At 36.8% G+C, this 12,516-nt stretch carries 11 protein-coding genes; 5 read left to right on the forward strand and 6 right to left on the reverse strand.

Annotated elements, in window-relative coordinates:
• The first annotated feature begins 6 nt into the window (after nucleotides 1–6).
• Entirely contained in the window at nucleotides 7–354 is a 348-nt protein-coding gene (locus CRO54_RS00480) for a helix-turn-helix domain-containing protein (RefSeq protein WP_240774980.1), read from the forward strand.
• A gap of 130 nt (nucleotides 355–484) precedes the next feature.
• Here CRO54_RS00480 and CRO54_RS00485 read toward each other — a convergent pair whose 3' ends face one another.
• From CRO54_RS00485 to CRO54_RS00500, 4 genes are all read right to left on the reverse strand, one after another.
• The gene (locus CRO54_RS00485) at nucleotides 485–1,603 is read right to left on the reverse strand and encodes an N-acetyltransferase (protein ID WP_097127435.1); all 1,119 of its coding nucleotides are present in this window, start codon (nucleotides 1,601–1,603) and stop codon (nucleotides 485–487) included.
• A gap of 82 nt (nucleotides 1,604–1,685) precedes the next feature.
• Nucleotides 1,686–1,880, reverse strand: coding sequence for a hypothetical protein (locus CRO54_RS00490; RefSeq protein WP_097127438.1), 195 nt, complete (start codon nucleotides 1,878–1,880; stop codon nucleotides 1,686–1,688).
• Nucleotides 1,881–2,306: 426 nt separating this feature from the next.
• Complete coding sequence (locus CRO54_RS00495) at nucleotides 2,307–5,243, reverse strand: sensor histidine kinase (RefSeq protein ID WP_097127441.1); 2,937 nt, start codon at nucleotides 5,241–5,243, stop codon at nucleotides 2,307–2,309.
• Nucleotides 5,233–6,015, reverse strand: a complete 783-nt coding sequence (locus CRO54_RS00500; protein WP_097127444.1) for a LytR/AlgR family response regulator transcription factor — start codon at nucleotides 6,013–6,015, stop codon at nucleotides 5,233–5,235. The genes CRO54_RS00495 and CRO54_RS00500 overlap by 11 nt, the downstream gene beginning before the upstream one ends.
• Before the next feature lie 130 nt (nucleotides 6,016–6,145).
• On the opposite strand from CRO54_RS00500, the gene CRO54_RS00505 reads away from it, so the two are divergent.
• Both CRO54_RS00505 and CRO54_RS00510 read left to right on the forward strand, forming a co-directional pair.
• Nucleotides 6,146–6,865 (forward strand): ferritin-like domain-containing protein, encoded by a 720-nt coding sequence (locus CRO54_RS00505; RefSeq protein WP_097127446.1) that lies wholly within the window; start codon nucleotides 6,146–6,148, stop codon nucleotides 6,863–6,865.
• 18 nt (nucleotides 6,866–6,883) lie between these two features.
• Nucleotides 6,884–7,762: a ferritin-like domain-containing protein gene (locus CRO54_RS00510; protein ID WP_097127449.1), complete on the forward strand. Its 879-nt coding sequence runs from the start codon at nucleotides 6,884–6,886 to the stop codon at nucleotides 7,760–7,762.
• A gap of 94 nt (nucleotides 7,763–7,856) precedes the next feature.
• Here CRO54_RS00510 and CRO54_RS00515 read toward each other — a convergent pair whose 3' ends face one another.
• Nucleotides 7,857–8,360, reverse strand: a complete 504-nt coding sequence (locus tag CRO54_RS00515; RefSeq protein ID WP_097127451.1) for a hypothetical protein — start codon at nucleotides 8,358–8,360, stop codon at nucleotides 7,857–7,859.
• 31 nt (nucleotides 8,361–8,391) lie between these two features.
• Nucleotides 8,392–9,516: a CofH family radical SAM protein gene (locus CRO54_RS00520; protein WP_097127454.1), complete on the reverse strand. Its 1,125-nt coding sequence runs from the start codon at nucleotides 9,514–9,516 to the stop codon at nucleotides 8,392–8,394.
• Between the two features lie 397 nt (nucleotides 9,517–9,913).
• Here CRO54_RS00520 and CRO54_RS00525 point away from each other — a divergent pair, with 397 nt between their 5' ends.
• The gene (locus CRO54_RS00525) at nucleotides 9,914–11,152 is read left to right on the forward strand and encodes a M16 family metallopeptidase (protein WP_097127457.1); all 1,239 of its coding nucleotides are present in this window, start codon (nucleotides 9,914–9,916) and stop codon (nucleotides 11,150–11,152) included.
• Entirely contained in the window at nucleotides 11,145–12,419 is a 1,275-nt protein-coding gene (locus tag CRO54_RS00530; RefSeq protein WP_097127459.1) for a M16 family metallopeptidase, read from the forward strand. Before CRO54_RS00525 ends, CRO54_RS00530 begins: the two co-directional genes overlap by 8 nt.
• Nucleotides 12,420–12,516: the final 97 nt, after the last annotated feature.

Consider the following 12,516-nt stretch of genomic DNA (forward strand, 5'->3'; position numbering starts at 1 on the left):
TTCGTTTTGATTAATCAGAGATTAATATCGGATATAGGAGCAAACATTAAGCAATTGCGACTGGGTAAAGCTAAAGGACAAACCGAAGTGGCTAATGCCTTAAAAATTTCTGTCGCTGCTTTATCTAAAATAGAAAACGGACAAACCGATATCAATTTGTCTAGGTTAGCTCAAATTGCTAAATATTTTGAAGTTTCGTTAAGCTCAATAATATCAAAAGAAGGCAGTTTATCAGTTTCACAAGATGTAGTAGAGGAGATTGCCGAACTTAAACAGCAGCTAGTAGATAAAGACGCTGAAGTGATGAAATTGCAGAAAAAGGTAATTGATTTGTACGATAAGTTGGGTTTGTAAGTGGCTAGGCATAAGCTTTTAATCTTCACGTCATTTCGACTGAAGCAAAGCGAAATGGAGAAATCTTTAAATCTATTATTGAAGTCGGAAGATTTCTCCACAAGGTCGAAATGACGAGAAGCATATTCTTCTAAAAACTCTTCTTCAAAGTCAAATGCTTCTTTCCAAACTTAGCGCCAGTAGCTTCGTGTATAGCCAACATTTTCTCGTTAAAATCACCAACCCAAGAAAGTTCCAGTTCGGTATATTGGTTTTTCGGTAACACATATTCACCTAATTTGATGAATAGGGCCGACTCTAAACCATGCTTTTGAAATTTCTGCTTAGTGCCCATTACTATGGCTCTCATGCGCTTTACGCCAATCCAACGCCTGTAAGCAAATTTCAATTTTTGCAACAAGCCAAGCTTTCCGTTAAAATCCTTAATCATTTGGTTGGCATCAGGAATAAGAACGGTAAAAGAAGCAGGTTCTCCGTCTACATAAGCGAACCAAATCAATTTTTCGTCCATTATTACTTCCATTTGCTTAAAGCTCTCTTGTAGCACTTCTTTCTTGATAGGAACGAAATTTTCGAAATCTTGCCAGCCATCGTTATAAATTTCCATCAAATCATTGATGTATTTTTCTGCATTGTTTTTTTGGAAGTACTCGAAAGTATAGCCGGGTTTAGCAGCAACCCAATTGGCAATTTTGGTAAACCTAGCAGGAAATGGAACAGTTAAATCGATGATGTTAGTTAGCTGTTCGTAAGAAGTTTCGAAGCCATATTCTTTAAATAGTTGATGATAGTAAGGCAAGTGATAATTCATGCCATAAGAAGCAGGGATAAAACCTTCTATCAGTAGACCCCAAAAGCTATCATTTTCGCCAAAGTTAATTGGACCTTCCATTGCTTTCATTCCTTTCTCTACCAGCCAGCTCTTGGCAGTATCGAACAAGAAATTAGCTGCGGTTTGGTCATTTATACATTCAAAAAAACCAACACCACCAGTAGGAACTTCGTAACCATAAGCTTTTTTCTCGTTCACAAAAGCTGCAATTCTACCAATAACTTTATTATGGTCATCAACTAAAATCCATCTGATACATTGACCATGCTTAAAAAATGAATTCTGGTTAACGTCAAATATCTTTTCAACGTCTTGGTCTAAAGGTCTTATATATACTTTATCATCGCTGTAAAGCTTTTCAACTATATTAAGGAACTGTTGCTGGGTTTGGCTATCACTAACTATTATTGCTTTCATAAACTCTCTGTGAGGGGCTAAAATAACAAAAAGCCCCATAATTTGGGGCTTTTTGTTAAGGTAATCTTTATGGATTTACTGCTTAGTAGTCATCGTCGTCATCATCATCGAAACTATCGAACGTATCCAAGTCATCCAGAGGCATGTCTAAATCATCTTCATCCTCATCAACATTTCTTTCATCTTGGATATCATCCAATTCTTCATCAGATTCTTCTTTTTTAGAATTTGGCTTGCCAGCTGGCTTGTTTTGAATAGGTTTTTTTGGCGTTTTCATTACTCAAAAAATTTTAATAGTTCGAAAGTTAAGTGCTCTAATTAAAGTTACAAAAATCTTTTCTGAATTAGAAGATAGCAGCGTTTGTTTTGTTTTCTTATTGGCTCAAAAATAGAATAAAAACCACTTTTAGGAAAATTTTTTACATTTTTTTTGCTGGCTCTGAGCATCAATGAAATACGGGTTTCACTAAACTAAAAAAGCGTCCTGATTATGAAAAATCGGGACGCTTTTAACACACAAATGAAACCTGAATTGAGATATACTTTTAGGTTAGGTTAAAAAATATCTTTTATCAATCCTATATGAACGTTCTCAGAACAAACAATTAATGTTTGCTTAATTTCTTATAACAAGTTTAATACAAAAAACACGAAGATGTGTGCTTATTTAGTGAGTGGTAGTAATATTTGAGTAAACGGTATTTTATCGGTTCATGGGTATAGAAATAGAGACAATTGTGCCCGTTTTTCCGTTCTGTTTTATGTTCAGCTGTATCGCTTTTGCTTCAATTTTATTCAAAAGGTTGATTCTTTCGTTGGTTAAATCCATTCCTTTGCTTTGATGACCATCTTTTTTTGCTGATAAAGAATTGTCTATACCAATACCATCGTCAATAATGCTGATTAATAAAGTATCGTCATTTACCTCTTTGATGGAAATGGTTACTTTACCACCTTCTTCTTTGGGCATAATGCCATGCCAAATCGCATTTTCTATATAGGGCTGCAATAACATAGATGGAATTAGGGCTTCTTCTTTATCTATTGCATCGTCTACTTCAATAGCATATTGGAATTTTTCGCCAAACCTGTTCTTTTCTAAACTTAAATAAAGGTTGAGGTAATTAATCTCTTCTTCTAATGAAATATAACTCTGTGTACAGATCTCTAGGTTCTTTCTAATTAAACGGGCAAAGCCGGTAAGCACTTTATTCGCCGACATCGTATTCTTTGTATTGATGAAATGTTGGATGGAATTCATCACGTTAAATACAAAATGTGGATTCATCATGGCCTGCAAAGCTTGCTGTTCCAACATCAAAATCTTGTTTTTTAATAACAGCTGTTCCTGCTCTTTATTTTTTTGTCGTTTCGTAATACGAACACCAATTACATAAATTAAAAATCCGCCAATAACAATCAAAATACTGATGAACCACCAACTTTGGTGAAACCGTCTTTCGAGAACTAGTTTGATTTTTGTAGGCTCGCTCCAGCTGCTATTCTGGCTTTTGGCACTAACCTCAAAAGTATATTCGCCAGGTTCAAGAGATGAGAGTTCCAGTCTGCGGTTTTTGGTTTCAATCCAAGTTCCTCTGTTTTTTAAGCGATATCGATAACTGATGTTTCGGTTTTTAAAATCAATAGCACTGTAGTTGATGATTAAATTCTGTTCATTAGGTTTGAGTATGAAGTTTTTGCTAGTTAAATCAAGCGCTTTTTTATTATTGATGATAGAATTGATGTAGATTTTTGGCGGTTCGGTATTCTGTAGCGAATGATTGTAAGCGAAGTAAACTAATCCGTTATTGGTAGCAAAATAGGCAGTGTCTTTATCGATGTAAAGGTCATTCAAGTCATCGGATAAAATACCATTTACATCGTCAAATGTATTGATACTAATGCCGCCATTTAAGATAGAAATTCTGTTGATGCCTGTATTGCTAATGGCCCAAAGGTATTCGCCACGTACAAAAAGTTTATTGATGATGTTGTTGTTTAGTCCCTTTTTATTATTGATAATATGAGTGATTTTGCCATCTTTGAAAATCACAATTCCGTAGCCATCTGTAGCCATGGCAATACTTCCATCAGCCATTTGGCGTATATCATTTATCCTTTTAGTTAATAGCGGATATCTTTCGTAATGCTTATTAAGTTTGTTATAGTTAAATTCTGATAAGCCATTGATATTAGAAAACCAGAGGTTTTGCTGCTTGTCATAAAATACGCGATAGGAACGGTCTTTGAAAAAATCTTGCTCTTCTTTATACTTGAAGGAAGAAAACTGCAGTTGGTTCCGGTCGTTGATAATCACCACTCCCGAAGACATAGATAAAGTAAGCTTCGAGGTGCTGTCAATTGCAAAGTTTTTAACCACGAACATCAAATTGTTGGTTTCTTTAAGGAATTTGAAATCCGAAGTAAGGGGGTAATTGCTGCTCACAGAGCCTAAACCATAGTCGGAAGCGAAGAAGATGCGTTTGTTTGTTTTATCGACAACTAGTTGCTTAATTGTGTTGTATTTGCTGGCATCTGGAAGTTTAACTTGTATTGTTTTTTTTGTTTTTAAATCTAAAATATTGATGCTACTATTATTGCTTCCCAACCAAAGCCTATTGTTTTTGTCTTTTACAATACTTTTGATGTTGGGACCTTTTAATCCATCCTCTTTCCCAAACGTATACAATTGGTCTTTGATTTTTGGCAGCTTATAAATTCCATTTTTGGTAGTAAACCATAAATTCCCCTGATTATCTCTAATAGTTTGGTTTACGCTAATACTTTGCAAAAATCTTTTTCCTCCACTTCCATCAAGGTTGATTCCGTTAACGCCATCATCATTAGAAAACCATAACTTTTTTTCGCCTAGTAAAATGTAGCCCAAATTAGAATTTAGCAAATGAGGGTTTATTTTTAGCACCTCTTTTGTAATTCCTTTTTCTATAGTACTTAAACCTTGTTGATTTAAAAAATAGATTTTTCCGTTAATTCGGTTAATCGCTTTATAAGATACTGGGTGTATTTTAGTTTTCGACGGAATAAAAAGTCCATTGGAAAAAATGAAGTTTGCGGTGCTGTTAACGGCTCTAATGTCATTTTTCTCATCCTCGTAAATAAACACGTTCTGGTACTTTTGCTCAGTGCTGTTCGAGATAATTTTAGTTGTTTTTTTGCCGTCCCAAACACCAATGATGTTGTTGTTGGTACCAAACCACAGTCTACCTTTACTGTCTTCCAAAAATGAAACCACAACACCGTTTAAGTTCAGTTCTTTGAGATTGGTATCAGTTCTTTCATTGTGAATTTTACCATTCAAAAAATAGCTCAACTGTCCATTCAAGGCCATAAACCAAATCCGCCCTTTACTGTCTTCCCTTAGTTGTAAAATCTGGTTATCAGGTAGGCCGTCATCCACTGAGAAATTCTCAAATACTGCGCCATCAAATCTACTTACTCCAGCATCTGTAGCAATCCAGATAAAGCCTTTTTGATCTTGCAAGGTGTAATAGCAGTTGTTGCTAGGCAAGCCATCTTTGGTGGTGTAATGAGGAAGATAAACGGTTTGGGCGTAACTTTTTCCAAGGCATAAAATGACTAGGAAATAAAAAGAGACTATTTTAAGTACGCTATTTCTCACTTTGTAGTTGACTGTAGTTTTTCATTTTCTCAAAAAAATCGCTGGCCCTTCTTCTTGAAACCACAATATTTTGTCCATTCGAAAGTGATAACACCAAACCGTTTTTATTGTTGTATTCCTTTACGTATTTTAAGTTAACAATGCTCGATTTATGTATCCTTACAAAACGGTCTTCGGGTAAAATTTCCTCGTAATCTTTAAGTACTTTCGAAACTGTTATTTTTTCGGTGTTCTTTAAATGGAAAATAGAATAGTTGCTGTCTGCTTCTATATGAATAATTTCATCAAGGTCTACTAAGCGGTAGCCTTGTCCGCTTGGCAGCGTTAATCTGCAAACACCTTTTTGCTCTTTAAGGTCTTCTTCTAAATTTTTAAGACTATTACTTCTGTTTAACGCATCATTTAAAGCTCGTTGTTTTAATGCCTTTTCTACTGCGGCGACAAGCTCATCAATATCAATTGGTTTTAAAAGATAATCTAGTGCGTTAGCCTTAATTGCTTTCAATGCGTATTGGTCGTAAGCGGTAGTGAAAACCACATTGGCATTAGCCTCTTGGGCTTGTGGAATTAATGAGAAGCCGTTTTCTGCCGGCATGGCAATATCCAAGAAAATGAGGTCAACATCGAAACTTTGAAGCAAGAATCTAGCTTCGTTAACAGACTTGGCAATACCACAAATGTTGACATCAGGACAATTTTCCTGTAATAGAAAGTATAGTGAGGAACGTGCAAATTCCTCGTCATCAACAATAATTGTGTTTAATGCCGCCATGTTTTAGTTTGGCTCAATTTATCAAAAAATGATGCTAATATGAAATATTTTTGATTTCGTAAATCCAAATGTTTTTACTTCTCGTAAGTGTCTGTAACCAACCTTTAAATTAAACCCCTAAAAAAGTGTTATGGAAAATTTAGAAGAGAACCAAAAAACATCACCTAAAGAAACAGATATTTTTGATGCAAGGCTGCAAAGAAGAGCTTTTCTTCAGTATGCCGGAGCAGGAGCAGCGGTAGTAGCCTTAGTAGCTGCTGGCTGTAAAAAAGACAGACCTGTTTACACCGATTTTGGTGCAACGCTTGACTTTAAAGATGATACTGGCGTACTTAATTACGCTTATGCATTAGAGCAACTAGAGGCTGCATTTTACATCAAGGTAGCTTCTGCACCACCATCAGGATTTACACAAGCTCAAAAAAATTATTTTCAGGATGTACAATATCATGAGATTGCGCACAGGGAGTTTTTTAAAAAGGCATTAGGTACAGCCTCCATAGGAAGCTTAGAAGTTGATTTTTCTTCGATAGATTTTACTAGCGCTTCGAGTGTGTTAGGTGCAGCAAAAACTTTCGAAGATTTAGGCGTTGCAGCATATAATGGTGCGGGTGCCAGATTAAAAACTGCTGCAAATTTGGTTATTGCTGGGCAAATTGTTTCAGTAGAAGCTCGCCATGCAGCTTGGGTAAGAGAGCAACTTACGCCTGGAACCTTCGCAGACTTAAATAGTTTGACGGGTCTTGGTTCAAGTAATTCGGGAGGATTAGATGGTGCCCTAAGCCCAGACAAAGTTTTGGCTGCAGCTAAACCATTTATCAAAACTAAAATTAACATCATTAATCTTTAACCCTTAAACTCAGCAATCATGAATATTGTAAATATATTAGAAGAAATAGAAAAAGTTGATGGCGAAATCTATGAGAGATTAAATCCACGTCGCCAAGCGATGAAAGACTTTTTTAATGTGGGTAAGAAAATTTCGTTAGCGGCAATGCCTTTGGCTTTGGGTTCTATGTTTAATAAAGCTTATGGTCAAACTACGTTACCAACGGCAGTGGTAGATGTGCTAAATTTTGCACTGTCGTTAGAATATCTTGAATATCATTACTACAACCATGCTTTATTAGGTACAGATGTAACTTTTACCTACCCTGGTGCTTCAAGGGCGGCTATTACAGTGATTCGCGATCATGAGAAAGCACACGTAGATTTGTTAAAAGGTGCATTGGGTGCTTCTGCTAGAGCGGAAATAACTTATGCAATGACAGATTTTACTGCAGGTGGCGCTTTTCCTGTGTATAGTAGTTATCCAACATTTTTAGCAGTAGCACAGGGCTTTGAAGATACAGGAGTAAGGGCGTATAAAGGACAGGCTGGTGCCTTGATGGTTAGTCCGGGTGTTTTACAAACGGCTTTACAAATACACAGTGTGGAAGCTCGTCATGCTGCACAGATTCGCCTAATGAGAAGTACTCCAGAAGGAGGTAGTGTTGCCGTAAAACCTTGGGTTAGTTTAGGTGCTGCCGGACAAGCTAACGATTCTGGGGTCCCAGCTTTAGATTTAGTTTATGCAGGTGAAGATTCTGTTATGCAAGCAACAATAAGCATTCCGCCATTAACTGGAGCACCAACAGCCAACGATGGACAGAAAAAAGCGGCAGTAGAAAGTTTTGATGAGATTTTGGTAAAGGCTAAAGTAGTAGAAATTGCCAATATCTTCCTTAGAACAGGATTTAAACTTTAAATTTTTAAAACCGAACCTTCTATACTCCCTTATTATTTGAAAAGAAACTCGCAGCTGTGTTTCCTTCAAGTAGTAGGGGATTTTTCATTTTCTGCTATTTGGTCACTTGAAAATTATTGAGGAAAATGTCTTTGTTTTGAAGGCTTTCTCCATCAGGAATGACTACTGAAAGACTGTAATATACACCATCTACAAAAATGATATGCATGAAAATAGATTTTTTCTCATTCTCATTTTTGCCCTCTGTTAGGTAGCTAACGTAGTTTTTGTTCTGTTTTATTTTTACTTGCTCTAAGTTATATCCTGCTAAAGTAGTTTGTAGACCGCTTAAAAATTCGCTAGCAAATTCATTGGTCATAACTAATTTGTTAAATGCCTTTGGAGCTATTTTTAGATTTTGCGCAATAAAGCTGTAGGTTACTGTATAAACCGTATTCGTAGTGTCTTTTAATGCAAAGGTAGTTCCTGCCGTTTTTGATGGAGCTGTTGGAAAAGCAACTATTACACGATTGGTAACTCTTTGCTTTACCCAAGTCTTTTGTGCAAAAACAAAAACCGAATTTATGATTAGAAAACAGATAAAGATAGCTCGTTTCATTGCGGTTTTACTTTTGGATTTCTATTTTAAACTAGTAAGTAATCACTTGCTCTTCTAATTCAGCCGGTAATTCTCTATAATTGTATTTTTGTCCGCGTAGTTGCGGTTCAAAACCAGCTTCTTTAATCGCTGTTTGTATGCCGTTTGCTGTAAAACGATGTGGTGCACCAGCGGCAGAAACCACATTTTCTTCAATCATGATAGAACCAAAATCATTAGCGCCAGCGTGCAGACAAAGCTGAGCTACAGCTTTACCAACCGTTAGCCAACTTGCTTGTATGTTTTTTATGTTCGGCAACATGATACGGCTCAATGCAATCATTCTTACATATTCGTCGCCAGTTACGTTGTTGCTAATTCCACGTAAACGTTTCAATAAAGTGCCATCGTCTTGGAAAGGCCAAGGAATAAACGCTAAGAAACCATTTGCCTCTGCAGGTTTTTCGCTTTGTACTTCACGTATCCAAACTAAATGCTCAAAACGCTCATCAATGGTCTCAACGTGACCAAACATCATCGTAGCCGAAGTAGTGATATCTAATTGGTGGCAAGCACGCATTACATCCAGCCATTCTTGTCCACCACATTTACCTTTAGAAATCAGTCTTCTAACCCTATCATTCAATATTTCTGCACCAGCGCCAGGAAGCGAATCCATGCCAGCCTCTTTCAAAGTTCTTAAAACTTCGGTATGCGAAATGCCTTCAATTTTAGCTACGTGAGCAATTTCGGGTGGGCCTAAAGCGTGAAGCTTCAAATCAGGATAAAGTTCTTTCAGCTGCTTAAATAGGTTGGCGTAAAACTCCAATCCTAAATCTGGGTGATGCCCACCTTGCAGTAAAAGTTGATCGCCACCTAAGCGGAAAGTCTCTTCGATTTTAACTTTGTAAGTCTCAATATCGGTGATGTAGCTTTCATCGTGCCCTGGGCGACGGAAGAAATTACAGAATTTACAGTTGGCAATACAAACGTTAGTGGTATTTACATTACGGTCAATTTGCCAAGTTACCTTACCGCTCGGTACCTGTATTTTTCTTAGTTCATTTGCTGTGTAAGCCAACTCGGAAGTGCTAGCATGGTGATATAAAAAAATACCTTCTTCTTTAGTTAAAAAATCGAAGTTTAGGGCTCTTTGCAGTAATTCTCCTGTATTCATGGCGTAAAGGTAAGTATAATTAGGATTACAGAGATTGATAGAAAGCACACATTAACGAATTTTAACTTCTAAATTATATTGTAAATTAATTTGAAAAGCATTTGTTCGGTTTCATCGTTACGTTAAACCTGCTGTACTACTATTAAACTCTTTCGGTTCTGCGTCTTGCTTGGAAGTTTGATGCACAGGTCTAAGTTAAATAAACCCAATAGTAGCGGCAGCTCCCGATTTTATCGGGACTAAAGCGGATAGTGGGGCTGCAGCAGCGATGAAATACAAGTATACATTTTCAAAAAAGCAATAATCAGTTTTGTTACACCAATTAGTGTTTCAACTTTACAATCTTCCAACAATAAAACAATTTAACAATAAAGCAATTAAACTATCTTTGCCGACTATGGTAAATTTTAATCGTTTCACATTAGCCAATGGTTTAAAAGTTTTGGTGCACGAAGACCCAACAACTCCAATGGCTGTTTTAAATATACTTTACGACGTTGGCGCAAGGGATGAAGAGGAGGGAAGGACTGGTTTTGCGCATCTCTTCGAACATTTAATGTTTGGTGGTTCTATCAATATTCCGAGTTATGATGAGCCTTTGCAACGTGTAGGAGGCGAAAATAACGCCTTTACCAGTAACGACATCACTAATTATTATATCACTTTGCCGGCAGCAAATATTGAAACTGCTTTTTGGTTAGAAAGTGATAGGATGTTGAGTTTAGCTTTCTCTGAAAAGAGCTTAGAAACACAACGTAACGTAGTTTGCGAAGAATTTAAACAACGCTATTTGAACCAGCCATACGGTGATGTTTGGTTGAAGCTACGTCCGCTGGCTTACGAAAAACATCCGTACCGTTGGGCAACTATTGGACAGGATTTAGCACAAATAGAAAATGCAAAAATGGAAGATGTGAAGGCGTTTTTCAAGAAGCATTACAACCCGCAAAATGCGATTTTAGTGGTTGGTGGTAATATCAAAACCGAAGAGGTAAAAGAGTTGGCAGAAAAATGGTTCGGTCCAATTCCAGCAGGCGATAAATATTTAAGGGATTTGCCAAAAGAAGTTGAGCAAACTGAAGCTAGAAGTTTGACTGTAAATGCTGATGTTCCTTTGAATGCTATTTACACTGCATTTAAAATGCCTGCTAGGCTAGGTGAGAACTACCAAGTTTTCGATTTGCTATCGGATATTTTATCGCAAGGTCAGTCTTCGCGTTTGTACAACAGCTTGCTGAAAGAACAGCAATTGTTCAGCGAAATTAATGCTTATATCACCAGTAGTTTAGATGAAGGTTTATTTATTGTAGAAGGCAAGTTAGTGGAAGGTGTGAGCATGGAGCAAGCTGAAAGTGCCATTTGGACTGAGTTGCAAAAAATTGCTACTTCTTTAGTTAGCGAAGAAGAATTAACGAAAGTGAAGAATAAATCGGAATCGATTATGGTGTTTTCTGAAATGAACTTGTTAGATAAAGCTATGAATTTAGCTTTTTATGAGTTGTTAGGCGATGCTGATTTGCTGAATGTAGAAATTAACAAATACCTATCGATTACTGCCGAGCAGATTCAACAAGTTGCGCAAGAAACGTTTAAGAAAGAAAAATCATCAACCTTATATTATTTAGCCAATGCTTAACAGAACAATTGCACCTGCTTTTAGGCAGGTAAATGATATCAATTTTATTAAGCCAACGGCAAATAATTTAGCTAACGGCATACCTGTTTACACTATTAATGCTGGCGAAACGGAATTGGTACGCATTGAGTTTATTTTTGAAAATGTAAACTGGGATGTGCGCCAACCCCTACAAGCTGTTGCGGCAAATGGTTTAATTAATAGTGGTACAAAGACTTTAACTGCCATGCAAATTGCAGAAAAAGTTGATTATTACGGTGCCTTTTTGCAAACTGAATATGGTGCAGACCATACCAATATTACGCTTTATACGCTTACTAAGCATTTGCCATCGGTTTTGCCAATTTTATGGTCGGTGTTAAATGAAAGTGTTTTTCCACAGCATGAGCTGGATATTTACAAGCAGAACCAAAAGCAAAAATTACAGGTAAGCTTGCAAAAGAACGATTACCTAGCCCGTAAAACTTTTGCTCATGCTATTTTCGGGGATACGGCTTATGGTTCGGACATTAACGCTGCCGATTATGACCAATTGCAACAGCAAGATTTGTTGGCGTATTACAAAGCTGCTTTTCAGCCAGCTAATTGTACCATTATTATTGCCGGCAAGTTTGTAGCACAAGATTTTGAGGTGTTAAATAAGGTTTTTGGTGGTGCTTGGGAAAATAATGCTGCGGTAACTAAAAACGATTTTCAGTTTGTAGCAGAGGCTGGTAAAGATTTATATATCGAGAAACCAGAAGCTTTACAATCTGCAATTAGAATGGGAAATTTGAGTATTAACCGTACTCATACAGATTTTCCTGCCTTGCAAATTTTGAACTGTGTATTTGGCGGATATTTTGGTTCTCGCTTAATGGCCAATATTAGAGAAGATAAAGGCTATACTTATGGTATTGGCTCTGGAATTGCTTCGCTAAAACATGCTGGTTACTTCTTTTTAGCTACAGAGGTTGGCGCTGATGTTTGTACAAGTGCACTAACAGAAATAGAAAAGGAAATCAATATTTTGAGAAGCGATTTAATAGCCGAAGAAGAGCTGGATTTAGTGCGTAACTATATGCTGGGTTCACTTTTGGGTAGCTTAGAGAATGCTTTCTCTCACGCTGATAAATTCAAGAACATTCATTTCGCTGGCTTAGATTATGATTATTACGATAATTATATCCATACGGTGAAAAATATAACTGCCGAGCGCTTAAAGGTTATTGCAAATCAATATTTAGATTGGAACGCGATGACTAGGGTAGTGGTTGGTAAGAAGTAAAATAAAAAATACTAGGTTAAACTATCGTCATTGCGAGGTACGAAGCAATCTTACAACGCTAGATGAGATATAACTTAAGCGTCGCAACGACTACTAG

The organism is Pedobacter xixiisoli (genome assembly GCF_900215335.1).
Classification (GTDB): Bacteria; Bacteroidota; Bacteroidia; order Sphingobacteriales; family Sphingobacteriaceae; genus Pedobacter; species Pedobacter xixiisoli.

What these genes read in the sequence shown, in the direction of transcription:
- CRO54_RS00500 (WP_097127444.1), bottom strand. Translation starts at nt 6,015, where the DNA reads ATGGCGGCATTAAACACAATTATTGTTGATGACGAGGAATTTGCACGT.
- CRO54_RS00525 (WP_097127457.1), top strand. Translation starts at nt 9,914, where the DNA reads ATGGTAAATTTTAATCGTTTCACATTAGCCAATGGTTTAAAAGTTTTG.
- CRO54_RS00490 (WP_097127438.1), bottom strand. Translation starts at nt 1,880, where the DNA reads ATGAAAACGCCAAAAAAACCTATTCAAAACAAGCCAGCTGGCAAGCCA.
- CRO54_RS00530 (WP_097127459.1), top strand. Translation starts at nt 11,145, where the DNA reads ATGCTTAACAGAACAATTGCACCTGCTTTTAGGCAGGTAAATGATATC.
- CRO54_RS00520 (WP_097127454.1), bottom strand. Translation starts at nt 9,516, where the DNA reads ATGAATACAGGAGAATTACTGCAAAGAGCCCTAAACTTCGATTTTTTA.
- CRO54_RS00510 (WP_097127449.1), top strand. Translation starts at nt 6,884, where the DNA reads ATGAATATTGTAAATATATTAGAAGAAATAGAAAAAGTTGATGGCGAA.
- CRO54_RS00505 (WP_097127446.1), top strand. Translation starts at nt 6,146, where the DNA reads ATGGAAAATTTAGAAGAGAACCAAAAAACATCACCTAAAGAAACAGAT.
- CRO54_RS00515 (WP_097127451.1), bottom strand. Translation starts at nt 8,360, where the DNA reads ATGAAACGAGCTATCTTTATCTGTTTTCTAATCATAAATTCGGTTTTT.
- CRO54_RS00485 (WP_097127435.1), bottom strand. Translation starts at nt 1,603, where the DNA reads ATGAAAGCAATAATAGTTAGTGATAGCCAAACCCAGCAACAGTTCCTT.